Source organism: Sphingobacterium sp. MYb388 (assembly GCF_037479535.1).
GTDB classification, from domain to species: Bacteria; Bacteroidota; Bacteroidia; order Sphingobacteriales; family Sphingobacteriaceae; genus Sphingobacterium; species Sphingobacterium anhuiense.
On sequence record NZ_JBBGYV010000001.1, the window covers coordinates 1,063,008 to 1,081,205 of the forward strand.

The window sequence follows — 18,198 nt, forward strand, 5'->3', positions numbered from 1 at the left end:
AATGGAATTGTTAGATTATTAATAAAATTTTTAGGATAGGTAACTTACAAATAATTTAATAAACAAGTTATTTAATATATCAACAAAGAATGCACCTACCATGGGTACGATTAGAAACGCTTTGTGGGACGGCCCATATTTGTCGGTGATCGATTGCATATTCGCAACAGCCGTCGGCGTTGCGCCTAGTCCAAAACCACAATGTCCAGCACTGAGCACTATAGCGTCATAATCGCTTCCCATTACTCTGAAAGTAATGAACATTGCAAATAGTATCATAAGTACTGTTTGTAAGATCAATATAACTAAAACTTGTGAAGCAAGGCCCTGTAATTGCCAAAGCTGTAAGGACATTAGTGCAATGGTCAAAAATAGATATAAACCGGTATTGCCAAGCACATCTACAGCATGATCATTTACAATATAACTGGACGATCTGCTAATGGTATTGCGAATAATAACACCTACAAAAAGGCACCATACAAAATTTGGAAGTTCCAACCATGAACCTTTGCAATATTCATACAATAAATGTCCCAATGCTAGACAAATTGTAAACATAGTCAGGGTTTCAATCATATTGCGAACATTGATTCTTCGGTTTGAATCAGGGTTTTCGAACATTTCAATTGGCGCTCCTCTTTCTTGAATAATTTTTGTAGGTTGGATATTCTTCTTTTTTAAAAGCACTTTTGCTACGGGGCCACCGATGAGACCACCCATGACCAGACCATAGGTAGCACATGCCATTGCGAGCTCCATCGCTCCATTTATTTGGAATATATCGGTGAGATTTTGGGCCCATGCCGCACCAGTACCATGTCCCCCTGTTAAGGTAATAGATCCGGCAATAAGTCCATAACTAGGATCAATGCCTAGCAGAGATGCCACGGATATCCCAAAAACATTTTGAACGATCATGAAAGATCCTGTTAGAAAAACGAATATCAAAAGTGGTTTTCCTCCTTTTTTTAATTTATCGAATTCTGCACTTAAACCAATTGAAGTAAAAAAGAAAAGCATCATGGTGGTCTGAAGCGAACCTTCAAAGGTAAAATTGATACCCATTGTCGCATGCAAGATGTAAAGGACAATTGCAACGACAAACCCTCCTACAACAGGTTCTGGTATATTGTAGTTTCTCAGGAAATTTATTTTTTTAACAATAAAAAATCCTAAAATCAAAACAAGACAGGCAAAAGCTAGGGTTTCAAATAGTCCAAATGTCATATAGCTATCTATAAGTGGGTTTGTCATTCAAATAAAACGGAAAGTTAAGAATAAAATAATAACTTGTATTTGACTTCTCTGTAGGTGTAAGGTTAATTAAAATATTTTCACTGTTTTTAGTCCTACATCTAACGGTTTATTCGCGTGCATTTTCCTTTCATAGTTGTAATCATGTTGAAAGCATTGATGTCTTGATTTCGAATAGGATAGATTATTGGTTCTTATTATCCCCAACTATGTACAGTTTTAGTATGTAACATACATTATCGTTAGTTTTTCACTACTCGGCTAGATCTTATATTTTTCTCATTCATTTTGAAAATGCGACTGTGAGTTTAAATAATGAGTGTAACATTTCTACTCTTTAGTAATCTATTAAAACTTAATATTCTATTCATTGTTATTTGTTTTGCTTCTCAATAGTTAATTAAGTAAATTTATGTACCAACAAAACGTGTCAATATGAGTACAACGAACGCCAAATCTTTAAAGTCAATAAGTATAAACGGGAAAAGCTATCATTATTGTTCGCTTAAAAATCTTCCCGAAGGCTCTGTAAGTCATCTTCCTTTTAGTATCCGCATTTTGCTTGAAAATGTGCTGCGGAATTACGATGGTTTTAGCATTACCGACGAACATATTCATACACTCATCAACTGGACACCAGCTCCTGTCGATAAGGACATTCCTTTTAAGCCAGCTCGTATTCTGATGCAAGATTTTACTGGTGTTCCTGCTGTAGTCGATATGGCCTCGCTCCGGGCTGAATATGTACGTCATGGAAAAGATGGTCAAAAGATCAACCCTGCAATTCCAGTGGACTTGGTGATTGACCACTCTGTGCAGGTGGATTATTATGGAACAGATTATTCTTACGGAAAAAATGTTGAACTGGAATACCAACGTAATCAGGAACGTTATGAATTGCTCAAATGGGCACAGCATGGATTGAAAAACTTTACCGTAGTTCCTCCGGGGATGGGAATTTGTCATCAGGTCAATCTTGAATATCTTGCTAAGGGGATTATTGAACGCGAGGGATGGTTGTTTCCGGACACCTTGGTTGGTACGGATTCGCACACGCCTATGGTGAATGGTCTGGGTGTAGTAGGATGGGGAGCCGGCGGTATAGAAGCGGAGGCTGCTATGCTGGGACAGCCTATATTTTTTACTTGCCCGGAAGTGATTGGATTAAAATTGACCGGGAAAATACCGGATATCTGTACGGCTACCGATATGGTATTATCGATTACTAAAGTACTTCGTGATAAAGGTGTAGTAGGAAAGTTTGTTGAACTTTTTGGAGATGGTCTGGACCATTTAACAGTTACGGATAGAGCGACTATTGCTAATATGTCTCCAGAATTCGGGTGTACGATTACTTATTTTCCTATCGACGAAAGGACGTTGGAGTACATGCAAACAACCAATCGTACAGCAGAACACATCAGGATCGTAGAAGAATATAGCAAAGAAAACCTATTGTGGAGAACTGGTCACGAAGAAATTAATTTTTCTTCAATTGTTGAATTTGATTTATCGACATTAGAACCAACGGTTTCGGGTCCAAAGCGGCCGCAGGATAAAATCTTGGCTAAGGATCTTGGTAGCCAGTTTGCTAATCTGTTGCAACAGGAATACCAGCGTAATTATAGTCTTCCGAATCAGAGAAAAGAATCGGCATGGCTAGCTGACGGTGGTTCTGGAACAGAATTTACTTTTGGTAAAGTTCCAAAAAATACAGATTCTACAATGGAGGTTGTTCAGGATACAATGCAGGCTGTTCGAATTAAATATAAAAATCAGGAATTTATTTTGAGCGATGGTAGTATTGTTATTGCCGCTATTACGAGCTGTACCAATACTTCTAATCCAGCTGTTATGATCGGCGCTGGATTGTTGGCAAGAAATGCCATAGAAAAAGGATTGCGTACGAAATCATGGGTAAAAACTTCACTAGCACCAGGATCAAAAGTCGTGACACAGTACTTAGAGCGTTCAGGTTTGAGTACTGATCTGGAAGCTCTTCGCTTTCATACTGTGGGATATGGATGTACTTCTTGTATTGGAAATTCTGGTCCATTACCTCCGCATATTGCGGAAGCCGTAGATAAAGGAGAATTGGTGGTGGCCTCTGTACTTTCGGGTAACCGAAATTTTGAAGCTAGGGTACACCCTCAGGTAAAAATGAATTTTCTCATGTCGCCAATGTTAGTGGTTGCTTACGCTTTAGTAGGGAGGGTCGATGTTGATCTGATAAATGATCCATTGTCGTACGATCCAAACGGAAATCCCGTGTATCTGAAAGATATATGGCCAAGCCGTGAGGAAATCGTCCAGACAGTCAATGACTGTGTCAAACAAAGCGATTTTCAGGAAGTCTATGATGTGATCTTTGATGGCTCTGAAGACTGGAAAAATTTAGAAGTAAATCTAGCCGAGCGTTTTGAATGGAATAAAAGTTCGACTTATATTAAAGAAGCTCCTTTTTTTGAAAACCTTCAGGTAAATCCTGATCCAGTGGCTAATATTACAGGTGCTCGTGTATTACTGTATTTAGGTGATTCGGTTACAACTGACCATATTTCGCCAGCAGGCTCTTTCCGTGAAGATAGTGCCGCAGGAAAATATTTAGCAGAACATGGTGTGAATAAAGCTGATTTCAATTCTTACGGTTCCCGTCGTGGTAATCATGAAGTCATGATGCGCGGAACCTTTGCCAATGTGCGTATTAAAAATAAAATTGTAGATCAAGAAGGCGGTTTCAGTATATACTTTCCAAGTGGTGAGGTAAAGACAGTTTATGAAACGGCTATGGAATATCAGAAAACGCATACACCACTGATTGTATTGGCTGGAAAGGAGTACGGGTCTGGCTCATCTCGTGACTGGGCGGCAAAAGGTGCTTATTTATTAGGTGTAAAAGCTGTTATTGCAGAGAGTTTTGAAAGGATACACCGCAGCAATCTTGTTGGTATGGGGGTTGCCCCATTAGTTTTCATTGATGGACAAAATACCGCCACTTTAGGTTTGGATGGTACTGAAGTTTTTGATATTACAGGAATTGCGGATAATCTAAAACCTCATAAGCTTTTGGATGTGAAAGCAATACATCGGAATGGGAAAATAACCGAATTTAAGGTTCAGGCCCGGATGGATTCGGCTATTGAAATTGAATATTACAAAAATAATGGTATTTTACAATACGTCTTAAGGGATTATTTAAAAAACAGTTAATGCGTATTTTTTCAATTTATATATGTAAAATATAAGAAGGGTTTGGCTATTTATAAAGTCAAACCCTTCTTTGTTTTAATATTCAGTAAACTTGATATAAGCTGATTTTTATTTTTTGGACGTTTTCTCTAATAGCTGAACAATGTCCGAATACCCTTTGGCTTTAGCATGTGCTAATGGGGTTTTTTTATCATGATCAGCAATATTTATATTGCAACCTGCATCAATCAGTGTTTGGATTACGTTGACAAATTTTTGACTGCCATCACCTAGGATTACTGCTTCCATTAATGCGGTCCAACCTAACCTATTGACGTGATCAATAGGAAATCCTTTTGTGTTGGCCAGTAATTTCACAACCTCCAGATGTCCGCGTTCGCTGGCAGGTATTAGGGCTGTTCCATTATACCTGTTGAATATATCAAATCGAGCTCCATGAGATAGATAGAGCTGTACAAGTTTTAGGTGTCCTGCCGCTCCTGCATATAAAAAAGGACTATCTTGAATTTTATCTTGTTGATTCACATCTGCTTTGTAAGATACCAATAACTTTGCCATCTCAAAGTTATTATTATGTGTTGCGATCAGTAATAAGGATTTTCCATTTTTATCAGTTAAATTAACGTTTGCACCCTTTTTCAATTCCTCTTCAACGAATAGCAATTGATTTTTCTGGACTGCCTCCAGTAAGTTCGTTTGTGGATGAGTATTCATATCGTTATTACAGGAGTTCAGGAAAATGAATGAAAAAAGTAAGATAAGATGTTGCATAGGTATTAAATAAGTGATGATAAGTGTTGAAAATCAATTGTTTCATGAGCAAAGTTAGTCAAATAAGCTCTGAATAAAATGTACCATTTATGCGAAAACTTGTACATTTTATAATTGATATCCCAGTTGGCAGAGGTAAGGAAAGTTGGTCTTTAAAAAAAGGTCAAAAGAATATTTTTTAGTTAAAAACTATGCTGCCCCTCTTTGTTTAAGATACAGATAAAGTAGGATCACTTTTTTAAATCTGAATATTTTATACTGAAAAGATGATATGAAAACACAAGCTTTTTAATATCAATCCATTTAAAATTGGTCTTCATGTGATAATTTAAGAAGATATAATGGTATTATCGCTGGAGGAACGTTGGTAATTTTGTCGTGAATAAGTTAATAGAAATAAAAACAAACATGAGGAATCATCCAATTAAACTCGCTTTTACAGATGATAGTATATTTCAACAAAATATGATACAATTACTCATCGAAAGAGATACTGTTTTTGATCTTTTCTTTATCTGCGGTGATGGACTAGATTTGATTAAAAGATTGGAATTCGAGGATGAATTACCTGAAGTTTGTATCATTGACTTTCATATGCCAAATATGGGAGGCGTAGCTGCTGCTATTGAAATATCGGCAAGATTTCCATCAATTAAGCTTTTTGGATATACAGCTACTACAGATTTTTGCGAGATTAAAGAATTTAAACGAAATGGTGGTGTGCACGTATTTCCTAAAACTAATCCCACTTCTATGTTAGAAAAAATAAATTCGTGGACTTACAATGATGATTTGTGTCAAGTCTGAAATTATACTGCTTTTGATTAAATAATCTACTACCATATTGATGATAATCAGGTTTAATAAAATTTATCTGTTTATTTTATTGAAATCTAGGTAATGAAGTCGTTTTTGAAAAAACTGTGCTGGAGTAAACGGTTTCCAATTATTATTCGTCTTCTAATGTTATGTGTCTTTATTTATAATCTGATATGGTTTACACTATAAATTTATGGACTGATCTTGTTGGTGCTATAAAAATCTAAAAGATGTTTTGTAAATTGGGAACACTATTTACATACATTATGCGTAAAAAAACACAATTGATCACAACGGTGATGCTGTTCTCAACAACAATTGCAGTAAGTCAGATGAAAGTTCGCGAAGAATTACCTGAAAAATATAAATGGGATTTGTCTCATCTTTATGCTACAGATGACGTTTGGAAAACAGAAAAGGAACGTTTACAACAAAAGATGAAAGAAGCGGCTTCATACAAAGGTAAGCTTACACAATCTTCGAACGTTTTATTGCAAGCATTAGAGCTGAATAGTTCGCTTATCAAGGATATGGCTCGTCTCTCATCTTATGCTTCGATGAAAGCTGATCAAAATACCCGAGTAACTAAGTATGCAGGGATGAATCAAGAATTGCAACAGCTTTTTTCAGAATATGGCGCTTTGACTTCATACCTGGAACCGGAATTGCTGACTTTAAAAGAAAATCAGCTTAGCGCATTTTTGGCAAAAGAAAAAGCGTTGGTAACTTATAAGTTTTACCTGACAGATTTACTTCGCAAACGCGCCCATAGAGGTTCTGAGGAAGTTGAAAAAGTATTGGCATATTCTTCTTTAATGTCCGGTAATGCTGCCAATATCTATAGCACCTTTATAAATGCTGAGTTTCCATATCCAGAGGTCGATTTGAACGGTGAACGCGTAAAGCTTAACGCTGCTAATTTTGCATTATATAGAGCGAGTGAAGACCGGGGAGTTCGCAGTAAAGCATTTGCCACTTATTTTGGTAAACTGAATGAGTTTCAAAGAACATTTGGAGCGCAGTTATATGGAAATATCAATGCGGCATTGTTTGCAACAAAAGCCCGAAACTACGACAGTACCTTAAAAATGGCATTAGATGGCGGTAATATTCCGACAGATGTTTTTCATAATCTTATAAAAAATGTAAATGGAAATTTGAAGACCTTTCATCGTTATTTAAACCTCCGTAAACGCATGATGGGAGTGGATACACTGCATTATTATGATCTTTATGCTCCTTTGGTTGCGAAAGTCGATTTATCTTATACGGTAGAAGAAGCTGAAGAGAATATTTTAAAATCTTTGAAGCCTTTAGGGACTGATTATATAGAAGTTTCCAAAAAAGCATTCGAAGAAAGATGGATTGACATGTATCCTAACGAAGGAAAAAGGTCAGGTGCATATTCTAATGGTTCTGGGTACGATGTACATCCGTATATCCTCATGAATTATAACGGCAAGTACAATGATATGTCTACGCTGACTCATGAATTGGGACATACCATGCATAGTTATTTGACCAATAAGAAGCAACATTATGCTAACTCAGATTATTCAATTTTTGTTGCAGAAGTGGCTTCGACTTTAAATGAAGAGTTATTGAATGATTATATGCTGAAGCAGATAAAGGACGATGAAACTAGACTTGCTATTCTTGGAAATTATCTTGAAGGCGCAAAAGGAACATTGTTCCGTCAGACTCAGTTTGCTGAGTTCGAATATATGATCCATGATAAAGTAGCAAAGGGGGGGGCACTCACTGGAGAAGACTTTGATACGATGTATCTGGCTCTAACGAAAAAGTATTATGGTCATGATCAAAATATTTGTGTCGTTGATGACAATGTGAAATCAGAATGGTCTTACATTCCACATTTTTATTATAACTTTTACGTTTATCAGTATGCGACATCTTTTACTGCATCAACAGCTCTTTCCGAAAAAGTCCTGCGTGGAACGGATGCAGATCGTAAGAAATACCTGAATTTCTTAGCTTCGGGAAGTACAAAATATCCTGTTGATCTTCTTGTCGATGCAGGTGTGGATATGAATACTTCTGAACCTTTTGATTTGACGATTGCAAAAATTAATAAAGTCATGGCTGAGATGGAATCTATTCTAAGCAGACAGGGGAAATAAGGATTAAATTTTAACAAAAAATAAAAGCCGTATTATTGCGGCTTTTATTTTTTCTATTTCATCTGGTTTTTAACCAATACAAAGAGTTAAACAAAAGGGAATTATAGTCGATTATTTTTATCTCCATTTTAAATGTTTTTTGAGATATTCGGCAGTGTACGATTTTTTATTTTTTAAAAGTTGTTCTACGTTACCTTCAAAAATAACATTACCCCCACATTTACCAGCACCCGGACCGATATCGATAATCCAATCTGCCTGAGCAATAATTTCCAAATTATGTTCTACTATAATTAATGTGTTATTTCTTTCAATTAATTCCTCAAAAAGAGATAGTAACTTTTCCGTATCACTTGGATGTAGTCCTGTACTGGGTTCATCCATAATGATGATTTTATTTGTGTTGTTTAATTCTTTCGTGAGTTTTAAACGTTGTCTTTCTCCCCCAGAAAAGCTATCCATACGTTGTCCGAGTGTGAGATAATCTAAGCCTAATTTTAAAAGTATTTCAAACTTTTCAAGGTATATCGGATCATCAAAAAATTGTATAGCTTCCGGTATAGTAAAGTTCAGTACATCAAATATATTTTTACCCTTGTATTTATATTCCAATACCTGGGGATTAAATCCGGAACCACAGCAAACTTCACAGACTTGCTCAATGTCATCCATAAATGCTAAGTCTATCCGCTCCATGCCCAGTCCTTTACAGTTTTCACAGGCGCCCTCACTGTTCCTACTGAATTTTTTATCAGAAACCTGATTGGCTCGAGCAAATGATTTTCTGACCTTATCAGATAGATTCAAGTAAGTGAGTAAATTTGACCGGGGACTAGCTGTAAATAAGGACTGGTCGATAATTGTTGCATCTTTATAGTAATCCGGCAAAACTTTGCTGATTAATGTACTTTTTCCTGAGCCTGCAACGCCAGTGACTACTGTCATAATATTTTTAGGGATTTTTAAATCAATACCCTTCAAGTTATGTAAGGTCGCTTGCTTAATTTCTAGATATTCTTTTCCAATTTTTGGATCAGTTTTAATTTTGGTTTTCTTTGCAAAATATAAGCCCGTTTTTCCTAATGAATTTTTAAGTTCTTTAAAAGTTCCTTTATAGATAACTTCACCGCCATTTTTTCCTGATCCGGGTCCCATATCAATGATCAAATCTGCGATCTTGATTAAATCTGGATCATGCTCAACAATCAGAATGGTATTACCTTTATCTCTAATTTGTTCAATAATGGAAGTAATATTTTGTAAATCTTTTGGATGAAGCCCAATGCTCGGTTCATCAAAAATATACAGTAGATCCACTAAACTATTGCCTAGACTTTTTACCATTTTAATCCGTTGGGATTCTCCTCCCGAAAGCGTATCTGTTTTTCTATCGAGGGTTAAGTACTGCAGGCCTATGTTAATCATATTATTTAATTTCTTAATAAGCTCTTTTACAATAATATCATAGGTGTTTGAGTTTGTCGATTGAATAAATTCCATTAAATCGTCAACTGAAAGAGCAGTACAATCGGCTATGTTTTTACCATTTATTTTACAGGAGAGTACCTTTTTATTTAATCTTTTACCTTTGCATACTGCGCATATTCTGCTTGTGGTAATGTGTTGAAGGTCATTTTTTCTGATTGTATTTTCTTTTGAATCTTTTTTTAAAAATGCTTTTTCAATACGTGGTATGAGCCCTTCATATTTCACTGTTTTTCCCCAATCTTTATTTGGGTTTTTAGGTTTATGTTCTTTTGAATAAAGTAATATTTCCCATTCTTTATCTGAATAATCTTTTATTTTCTTGTCGTTATCAAAATATCCTGACAAGGTATATCTAGTTAACCTCCATCCTCCAGGTTGAAAAGTGGGAAACTGAATTCCGCCTTCATTTAGGGATTTTTCTTTATTGATTAAAGTATTAATATTAATAGTTTGCTCATAACCCAAACCTTCGCAGTTTAGGCACATGCCGAGTGGATTGTTAAATGAAAAAACATTAGAATAACCTACAAATGGCGAACCTAATCTAGAAAATAGCAATCGTAAAGACGCGTAGATATCAGTTATGGTACCAACTGTTGAACGCGCATTTCCGCCTATTCTCTTTTGATTGATAATAATGGGGACATTCAGATTTTCAATTTTATCGACATCCGGTATACCATAATGTTGCATTCGTGTACGTATAAAACTATTCTGTGTTTCATTTATCTGACGTTGTGCCTCTGCGCCAATTGTTTCAAATACGAGTGATGATTTTCCTGAACCCGAGATACCCGTAAATACCGTTATTTTATGCTTCGGAATTTGAAGAGAAACATTTTTGAGATTATTCTGCCTAGCATTTGTTATAATAATATTATTCATAACTAATTTACTTAACTTTGCAACTACTTAACTAAGTTAAGTGTTTTTTTATGAAAAAGATTGAAAAAGAATTTTTTACTGTATTTACAGACTTCCAATGTTTCATTTTGGCGAACATGAATAAGGGCGATTATATTGGTATTACAGCAACCCATTATAACATCATAGAGTTTGTGTATCGAAAAAAAGATGCTACTGCTAAACAGATTGCAGTAGCATTGAATGTTAGTCAAGCCGCTATTTCTAAGCAGTTGAAGTTTTTAATTCAAAATGAGTTGCTAAAACAAATACAGAGTGAGGTAGACAGGCGAAATTATATTTTAACTGCAACTGATAAAGGAAAATTCATTGTTGACAATTCTGAAACCTTTAGAAAAAATTTAACTAAGCAATTTTCGTCAAATCTTTCAGCCAATGAACTTATAACATTTACCTCATTGTTGAAGAAAGCTTTGGAAGACCATAAATAGGAAATTAAAAAATGTTGCTCCTACTTTTTTAGCTCGTTATCCTTTTTTTAATAATTGATTTAGCTTATGCTTTTCATTACCATACAATATAAACGCTATACAAAATCAAGGATTATTTTTCGGATAAAAAAAATTGGATCAAGTGGGTACTTATTATAGTCCATAATCTCTTCAGTATTTCGTAAAATACATTCTTTACTATTCATCGACAAATGGTCGATCCCGCAGAAAGTCTGGTGATTTCTCAAATTTATCTGCGAGTTTTTTCACATTATTTAAGAAGTTCGCTTCTAAAATTTTTTAGTCCATTTCAAATTTTAATATTGGTATTCAAAGCGATATTGATTACTAATTTCTCACCACTAAAGACTCAGGAAACGCCTATTAATTCTTTAAAAATAAGTGCTTTAATTTTTATTGAATGGATTTTTAAAGTTTTTAGTGTCAAATTTAGTTAAGATCATGTATATTTTACGAAAAAACTGCAATGAATATAACACTTGTTAAGTATACATCGGATGATTTTGATCTATTTAAACCGCTACTCCTTGATGATGAGATTATGAAATATATAACTGGAAAAGGCTGGACAGAAGTTCAGGTTAAGGAAAAGTTTGAGGCGATAATTGAAGTCAATCGTAATGAAGATGATCTGGGTTATTTTAAAGTATTTGACAACGGAAATCTGTATATCGGATATTGTAAGTTAGCATATAGCAGTAATGATTGTAACGTCCTTGAAATCGGGTATGTCATAAATAAGGAGTTTTGGGGGAAGGGTTATGGATGTGCTGTTGGTCAAGCGGTAATAGATACAGCAAATAGATTATTTCCCCAATTAGATATTATTGGAATTATTGATCCTCATAATCTGGCTTCAAAAAAAATATTAGAAAAGTTAGGATTTAAGACCTATTTTAAAGGTTTCGAGGAAGGATTGCCGACAGAAAAACTCATGTTAAAAAGACTGCACTGAAATTAAGCAATCACCTCTTTCTCTTTATGCCAACAGTGACAATCTAATGGATTATAGCATTTTTTAGCTTAACTTATGCGTAGTAGTTTCCGTAGATTTTTAAATAAATAACGACGTTTCATTAAAATGATCATTTTTTAATCATCCCTATAGAAATGAAATTAATGCTTAAGAGTTTGAGCTTATAGCAAAAAGAATGTTGGATTTTACAAGTTTTGCTAGCAAGATTTAAATAAAAGCTTTACTACAATTGAACTTATTACTCCCTGTGATTGTGACTAAAAAAATAGTAATTTGATGTAGTGCATTATTTAATAATTAAGATATGATATCGAAAAGTTTCTTATTAGCTTTCATTGTATAAGGTCAAAATTCGAAAGACCCAGAATAGAAAGCTTTGATATTGTTTTTTATTATCTTTAGTAAATTGTATTTGGCAAAATTTTTTATGCGTTTATGTAATCTCAAAGTTCAATAATGAAAAATGCTAGTAATATGGAAGATCTTGAAAAAAATAGGCAAGATCTTTTAGATCATGGTTTCAATGTGATTAACAATATCTATTCTAAAGAAGAAATAAATAATATTATTGATGCAATTAATAAAGTTGACACTTCAAAAGACACATTCAGAAAAACTAAGGACTTATTTGCTATTAGACAGTTTCTGAAAGAAATTCCAGAAACCATTTCACTAATATTTACTGATAATTTTAGGTCACTTTTGCAAAAAATGATCGGCAATAATTTTTTCGTAGTAAAGAGCATTTATTTTGATAAACCTGAGACTTCTAACTGGTACGTATCTTATCATCAAGATTTAACTATTTCCGTGGATAAGAAAATAGAAATTGAAAATTTTGGACCTTGGACAACCAAACACAATCAATATGCAGTGCAACCGACAATTGACATATTAGAAAATATTACAGCTATAAGAATTCATCTTGATGATACCGATGAAAATAATGGCGCTTTAAAGGTTATCCCTAAATCACATGTCAAGGGAATTTATCGACCTGAAAAAATAAATTGGGATATTGAGACTGAAACGACTTGTTCTGTTAAGCAAGGTGGAGTAATGTTAATGAAGCCATTGTTGCTACATAGCTCGAAGAGAACAGTCAATAATAAGAAAAGGCGTGTAATACACATTGAATTTTCAAATGTAGTATTGCCAACCTCATTAAAATGGGCTGAGCGCTTAAATTTTAATTGATATTCAAAAACTGAAAATATACTTTACAGTATATTTTCAGTACTATAAGTGAGTGTTTTAAGCAGTTTAGGCACTTCATCCCAATGATTGATCCTGATATGATGATTGATATGCGCATTGTGGTAGGCGTTAAACATTAGCGCTTTTCCCTTGCAGAAATCAAGATTTTTGCAATAATCATCGATCATATAATCTGTATCGATGATACTTTTATCACCACAGAAGATAATATTCTTCCAGCTAATAAAAGGGAAATGTTCTTGTAGCCATTCTCTCTTTTCATACAAAGACAAGGGAAATTCCATAGCTGCAGAAACAATAAAAATCTCATAATCTTCCATTAATAATGTGACATTTTCTATTGCTTTGTCCATTACAGGTACTGTTCTAAAGAATGATTGGGTATAAAGTACTTTGTGCAGTGCTGTTTTATCAGCAAAAGCAGCATCTTCTCCTAATTCATTTATGAGTTGAAGGGTCAAAGAAATGCCCGTTTCATTTTTGTACCATTCAATAAGATGGGGTTCCGTGTCGGCGATGACGCCGTCCATATCAATAGCTATTGATTTTCTCATATTTAATAAGTTTTGCAATAAAGATACTAAATATTGCAATACTTTGCAATATATTGCAAAGTATTATTTTATATATTTGCATATAATATAAAGAGATATGGTAAGAGAAGAACGTTTACAGCTCATATTAAAGCAGCTTTCTAAGGAGAATAAAGTTCGCCTCGAACAGCTTAGTATACTATTAAACGTATCCGAAGATACTGTACGTCGCGATATTAAGGTGTTGGGATCTCAGGGTCTTCTAAAAGAGGTAAGAGGAGGGGCATTGGCTAATTCTCCTAGTCCACATCATTATAGGGATCGTGAAAAATACGATTTGGGACAAAAGCAGGCTGTTGCTTTAAAGGCCTTAAGCTTTTTAAGGGATGGGCATGTGGTATTTTTTGATGGTGGGACCTCTGTTGTGGCATTAGCAGCCTGTCTGCCTAAAAATTTAAAAATAACGGTCGTTACCAATAGTTTTCCGGTAGTTAGTGTACTGGAAGATCATCCCAACGTTGAAGTGATATTTGCCGGAGGCCGCCTCTGTAAAGTTTCTTTTACCGCAATCGGTGAAGATGCAATTAATACATTGAAATCAGTTCGAGCTGATATTTGTTTCCTTGGCGTATGTAGTATCCACCATGTCATTGGGATAACAGCTAAAGATTATGAAGATGCACAAATTAAAAAAATAATGATTGCACAGGCTCTTAAAACAGTTGCATTGTCTACCATAGAAAAAACCAGCACAGCGGAAGCTTTTTGTATAGGGCCTGTGACTGATCTGGATACTATTCTTACTGAGGCAGATCCTCATCATACTGCGCTTCAGGTATACCGAGAACTTGGAATTGAGATTTTATAGAACTGCTAAATATTTTTGGTATGACCTTATCGCATATGGCACACGATATTTTAAAGATTTTTATCTAAAATTAGTGCGTATGCAAATGACTTTTAATAGATAATCTGAGTACGCTCTTTAATACTATTCATAACAAAAATACTTTTTGTTTGTCCGATACCATCTATTTCAGATAGCTTATTAACGAAAAAATCATGAAATTCATCCATATTTGGAGCCAATATTTTTAGCATAAAATCAAAATCACCACTGATGTTGTAAAATTCGACAACTTCATTCAATTTACATACTTCTTCTATAAATTTCGTTGCTGTTTTTTTATTGTGGGCATTTAGTGCAATCATACAGATGACCATCATTCCTTTATTAACTTTTTTGCGATCTAATACTGCGGTGTATTCTTTTATAATCCCCAATTTTTCCATGCGCTTAATTCGTTCATGTGTTGGAGTAGAGCTAAGATTGATCTGTGCTGAAAGATCACGCACACTAAGCTTGGCATCTTTTTGTAATAAGCGCAGAATAGCAAGATCTTTTTCATCTAGAGTATAATTTTCTGAGGGCATTTGTTCTAATATTTGGTGGTTAAATAGTTTTTAAAGTTTATTTGTTCTTTGTAATTTATCTAAATTAATTAATTGTTCCAAATTTAAGAAGTAATTTTATAGTATGTTCCAATAATTTTAATTTTGCAGGAAATTTGAATGGTATGGGAACAAGGAGAAATTTAATATTAATACTGGCATCGATAGGAACTTTTGTTGAAGCGTTGGATATCGCAATTATTAATCTCACTATTCCCTCTATTCAAGAGCAATTTAATATCGGAGCAGAAAAGGTTCAGTGGTTACAGACCCTGTATGTGTTGTTTTTTGGAGGCTTTCTGATTATTGGAGGTAAACTTTCTGATGAGATAGGACGTAAAAAATTATTTCTTTTAGGGGGAATGATTTTTATGTTAGCCTCACTAGGAGCAGGGCTTTCACCTAATTTTGAGGTACTGGCTTTATTCCGAGCTTTGCAAGGGCTTGGCGCTGCTTTTATTATGCCGTCATCCTTATCAATTGTCACCAATACTTTTACCGAAAACCAAGAAAGGAACCGTGCGTTGGGAGTTTTTAGTTCTTTTGCAGCAATAGGATCGGGAAGTGGATTATCAGTGGGAGGGCTCATCAGTACCTACTTAAGCTGGCACTGGGTTTTTCTGATTAATGTACCGATTCTTTTGATCACATTAATTCTAGCATATTATTATTTACCTACAGATGAAAAGGCTCAAAATGTTCAGAAGACAGACGGTATTTCCGGATTACTGCTTGTCTTAGGACTCTTAAGTTTAACCTATGGGACACATGAACTCATACACATCAAAGAGAGTCCAATATTAATAGTTGGTTCATTGCTGTTAGCTATTCTTTTACTGAGTGTTGTGATCCATCGTTTAAGAACAGTATCACAGCCATTAATTGATCTCAAATTATTCAGGTATAAATCATTAATGGCTTCAAATCTTGCATTTTTTACACTAGGCGCATTCTTTATAGGATTTTTATTTTTGATTTCTTTGATGCTTCAGAAAGATATGCATCACAGCGCCGCTTCTGCAGGTTTAATGCTGGTTCCTTTCAGTATTATGTCTGCATTGGTAGCTAAATTTATATTGCCTTATATTTGCCGAAAATTTTATCCTACGCAAATGGGTATCCTGGGCTGGTCTTTTATGCTATTAGGAGCTTTATCTTTACTGGTATCCATTTATTTAGATCATCCCCTACAAACTGTTTTATTTGGGGCAGCATGTATTTCAGGGATTGGAATGACGATTTGTTTTACAAGTTTATCGATCTTAGGTATTCGTGATGTAGAGGCCGTTCATTATGGTGTTGCTTCAAGTTTAACCAGTACAAGCTATTTTTTGGGAGCAGGAATCGGATTGTCATTTATGACTTTAATGAGTCAGCTTTTCCCCTCAACACTGGCCGTGGATCATTTAAGTTTAGCTATCTTGGCGGGTTACGCTATTGTTGCTATGAGTATATTGAGGTATTTAATGGTTAAAGAATTAAAAGACGAAAAAACTGAGGTTGTCGCTATTACTTCATGTGAAGTCGCTTCTGAATGATGAAAACTTGATTACCGTCTCTCTGCGACAGTTTATTTTTGGAAATTGATCACTGCTTAAAGGTGAAAGTATTTAAATAATTAACCATGAGAAGACCTGTATTATTCTAAATATCGCAGAGTTTAATGGAGATAATTTTTAGGATTATTTACTTATTACGCTTTATAAAAAAGAAAAATCCTCATTTTTTGATGAGGATTTTTTTAAGTAGTGCTCCCCGTTGGACTTACTTCGAACCAATTGTTGGAAGATTTAATTAAATTAAAAACAATGAAAGATTGATTTTATGAGTAATTTGATGAGAACTTTTATTAGCATCTCAGAATTGCTTTATTAGAGCACTTAATGCTTGTAAGTTTAATCTTAAAATGAATAAGATTTATTTTCTTTTTATTAGGACTAAACAAGCTTGTTTTTCATTAATAAATATTGATTTAAACTTAATGAAAATAATACTTTAATTTATTATATTGCCAAAATTGAATGTCCTAAAATCATGACTAATGTCTTTTACTGATATTATTAATAATAATTCCAATGATCTTGCATTTATTGTGGGAAATGGTATAAATAGATATCCAAATAATCCAAGTGCAATTTCTTGGGATGATCTACTCGTGAAATTATGGCAAAAGTTCGCGCCTGATATTTTCAATAGGGTTCCGAAAGGGATGACTATTACTGAGTTCTATGACTTATTAGACTTAGCTAATGATAATGAATCTACTTCAAATTTTCAGATTCAAAAAGAAGCTTCAAGCTTATTAGGAAATTGGCCTTTTGCTTCGCATCACAAGATATTTATGGAGAAAGCCAGAGAACTGGAAATACCAGTTTTAACCACAAATTTTGACTCAGTTCTACCAGACTCTCTCGCGCTTCACCAATATTATACCGATACGAAAGGATTTAGTGATTTTTATCCTTGGACCACTTATTATGGCGATAGGCAGCTAGAGTTGCCAACTGATGGTTTTGGCGTTTGGTATATAAATGGACTAACCAGATATCCAAGGAGTATCAGATTAGGACTTTCGCATTATATGGGAAGTGTAGAGCGCGCGAGGAATCTTATCCATAAAGGACAGGAAGGAAAATTGTTCGCAGGAAAAGATGTAAATAACTGGAGGGGCTGTAAAACATGGTTGCATTTAATTTTTAATAAATCCCTTTGCATTTTTGGTTTGGGAATGGATGAGAATGAGACCTTTATTAGGTGGTTACTGATTGAAAGAGCGAGATACTTCAAGAAATTCCCTAATCGTAGGAAAAAGGGTTGGTATATCTTACCAAAAGTAAGTGAGCCAGATGAATTCAATTTAGGTAAACGATATTTTCTGGAAACTATTGGATTTGAATTGATAGAAGCTGAAAATTTCGAAGATATATATCAAACTCCCTGGCTCTGATCTTGTAGCC

General features: G+C 34.5%; 14 protein-coding genes. 9 read left to right on the plus strand and 5 right to left on the minus strand.

Annotated elements, in window-relative coordinates; translation table 11 throughout:
- Nucleotides 1-30: 30 nt before the first annotated feature.
- Nucleotides 31-1,230, minus strand: coding sequence for a sodium/glutamate symporter (gene gltS, locus WH188_RS04720; protein ID WP_168126041.1), 1,200 nt, complete (start codon nt 1,228-1,230; stop codon nt 31-33).
- 462 nt (nt 1,231-1,692) lie between these two features.
- Between gltS and acnA the strand changes: the two genes are divergently transcribed.
- Nucleotides 1,693-4,467: an aconitate hydratase AcnA gene (gene acnA, locus WH188_RS04725; RefSeq protein WP_132841634.1), complete on the plus strand. Its 2,775-nt coding sequence runs from the start codon at nt 1,693-1,695 to the stop codon at nt 4,465-4,467.
- Between the two features lie 108 nt (nt 4,468-4,575).
- Here acnA and WH188_RS04730 read toward each other — a convergent pair whose 3' ends face one another.
- Nucleotides 4,576-5,238 (minus strand): ankyrin repeat domain-containing protein, encoded by a 663-nt coding sequence (locus tag WH188_RS04730; protein ID WP_031287579.1) that lies wholly within the window; start codon nt 5,236-5,238, stop codon nt 4,576-4,578.
- A 408-nt stretch (nt 5,239-5,646) separates the two neighbouring features.
- Between WH188_RS04730 and WH188_RS04735 the strand changes: the two genes are divergently transcribed.
- Nucleotides 5,647-6,045: a response regulator gene (locus WH188_RS04735; RefSeq protein WP_262887320.1), complete on the plus strand. Its 399-nt coding sequence runs from the start codon at nt 5,647-5,649 to the stop codon at nt 6,043-6,045.
- Between the two features lie 242 nt (nt 6,046-6,287).
- Entirely contained in the window at nt 6,288-8,198 is a 1,911-nt protein-coding gene (gene pepF, locus WH188_RS04740; RefSeq protein ID WP_339423365.1) for an oligoendopeptidase F, read from the plus strand.
- A 117-nt stretch (nt 8,199-8,315) separates the two neighbouring features.
- Here the strand turns inward: pepF and WH188_RS04745 are convergent, their stop codons facing one another.
- Nucleotides 8,316-10,571, minus strand: coding sequence for an ATP-binding cassette domain-containing protein (locus WH188_RS04745; protein WP_168126044.1), 2,256 nt, complete (start codon nt 10,569-10,571; stop codon nt 8,316-8,318).
- A gap of 50 nt (nt 10,572-10,621) precedes the next feature.
- On the opposite strand from WH188_RS04745, the gene WH188_RS04750 reads away from it, so the two are divergent.
- From WH188_RS04750 to WH188_RS04760, 3 genes are all read left to right on the plus strand, one after another.
- Nucleotides 10,622-11,041, plus strand: coding sequence for a MarR family winged helix-turn-helix transcriptional regulator (locus tag WH188_RS04750; protein WP_168126045.1), 420 nt, complete (start codon nt 10,622-10,624; stop codon nt 11,039-11,041).
- 487 nt (nt 11,042-11,528) lie between these two features.
- The gene (locus WH188_RS04755) at nt 11,529-12,017 is read left to right on the plus strand and encodes a GNAT family N-acetyltransferase (RefSeq protein WP_168126046.1); all 489 of its coding nucleotides are present in this window, start codon (nt 11,529-11,531) and stop codon (nt 12,015-12,017) included.
- A 495-nt stretch (nt 12,018-12,512) separates the two neighbouring features.
- Nucleotides 12,513-13,235 (plus strand): phytanoyl-CoA dioxygenase family protein, encoded by a 723-nt coding sequence (locus tag WH188_RS04760; protein ID WP_132841643.1) that lies wholly within the window; start codon nt 12,513-12,515, stop codon nt 13,233-13,235.
- A gap of 23 nt (nt 13,236-13,258) precedes the next feature.
- Here the strand turns inward: WH188_RS04760 and WH188_RS04765 are convergent, their stop codons facing one another.
- Nucleotides 13,259-13,810 carry a 5' nucleotidase, NT5C type gene (locus WH188_RS04765; RefSeq protein ID WP_168126047.1) on the minus strand — a complete coding sequence of 184 codons (552 nt, stop codon included), beginning with the start codon at nt 13,808-13,810 and terminating at the stop codon, nt 13,259-13,261.
- Nucleotides 13,811-13,907: 97 nt separating this feature from the next.
- On the opposite strand from WH188_RS04765, the gene WH188_RS04770 reads away from it, so the two are divergent.
- A complete protein-coding gene (locus tag WH188_RS04770) occupies nt 13,908-14,657 on the plus strand; it encodes a DeoR/GlpR family DNA-binding transcription regulator (protein ID WP_132771392.1) in 750 nt (249 codons plus the stop codon).
- 92 nt (nt 14,658-14,749) lie between these two features.
- Here WH188_RS04770 and WH188_RS04775 read toward each other — a convergent pair whose 3' ends face one another.
- Nucleotides 14,750-15,223: an Lrp/AsnC family transcriptional regulator gene (locus WH188_RS04775; RefSeq protein WP_132841647.1), complete on the minus strand. Its 474-nt coding sequence runs from the start codon at nt 15,221-15,223 to the stop codon at nt 14,750-14,752.
- 143 nt (nt 15,224-15,366) lie between these two features.
- Between WH188_RS04775 and WH188_RS04780 the strand changes: the two genes are divergently transcribed.
- Together WH188_RS04780 and WH188_RS04785 are read left to right on the plus strand one after the other, a co-directional pair.
- On the plus strand, nt 15,367-16,779 hold the full coding sequence (locus WH188_RS04780; protein WP_339423366.1) for an MFS transporter: 1,413 nt from the start codon (nt 15,367-15,369) through the stop codon (nt 16,777-16,779).
- A gap of 503 nt (nt 16,780-17,282) precedes the next feature.
- Nucleotides 17,283-18,188, plus strand: a complete 906-nt coding sequence (locus tag WH188_RS04785; protein WP_339423367.1) for a hypothetical protein — start codon at nt 17,283-17,285, stop codon at nt 18,186-18,188.
- The last annotated feature ends 10 nt before the right edge of the window (nt 18,189-18,198 follow it).

Bases quoted from the DNA above. Each gene is read 5' to 3' on its own strand.
- gltS (WP_168126041.1), bottom strand. From the start codon at position 1,230: ATGACATTTGGACTATTTGAAACCCTAGCTTTTGCCTGTCTTGTTTTG.
- acnA (WP_132841634.1), top strand. From the start codon at position 1,693: ATGAGTACAACGAACGCCAAATCTTTAAAGTCAATAAGTATAAACGGG.
- WH188_RS04730 (WP_031287579.1), bottom strand. From the start codon at position 5,238: ATGCAACATCTTATCTTACTTTTTTCATTCATTTTCCTGAACTCCTGT.
- WH188_RS04735 (WP_262887320.1), top strand. From the start codon at position 5,647: ATGAGGAATCATCCAATTAAACTCGCTTTTACAGATGATAGTATATTT.
- pepF (WP_339423365.1), top strand. From the start codon at position 6,288: ATGTTTTGTAAATTGGGAACACTATTTACATACATTATGCGTAAAAAA.
- WH188_RS04745 (WP_168126044.1), bottom strand. From the start codon at position 10,571: ATGAATAATATTATTATAACAAATGCTAGGCAGAATAATCTCAAAAAT.
- WH188_RS04750 (WP_168126045.1), top strand. From the start codon at position 10,622: ATGAAAAAGATTGAAAAAGAATTTTTTACTGTATTTACAGACTTCCAA.
- WH188_RS04755 (WP_168126046.1), top strand. From the start codon at position 11,529: ATGAATATAACACTTGTTAAGTATACATCGGATGATTTTGATCTATTT.
- WH188_RS04760 (WP_132841643.1), top strand. From the start codon at position 12,513: ATGGAAGATCTTGAAAAAAATAGGCAAGATCTTTTAGATCATGGTTTC.
- WH188_RS04765 (WP_168126047.1), bottom strand. From the start codon at position 13,810: ATGAGAAAATCAATAGCTATTGATATGGACGGCGTCATCGCCGACACG.
- WH188_RS04770 (WP_132771392.1), top strand. From the start codon at position 13,908: ATGGTAAGAGAAGAACGTTTACAGCTCATATTAAAGCAGCTTTCTAAG.
- WH188_RS04775 (WP_132841647.1), bottom strand. From the start codon at position 15,223: ATGCCCTCAGAAAATTATACTCTAGATGAAAAAGATCTTGCTATTCTG.
- WH188_RS04780 (WP_339423366.1), top strand. From the start codon at position 15,367: ATGGGAACAAGGAGAAATTTAATATTAATACTGGCATCGATAGGAACT.
- WH188_RS04785 (WP_339423367.1), top strand. From the start codon at position 17,283: ATGTCTTTTACTGATATTATTAATAATAATTCCAATGATCTTGCATTT.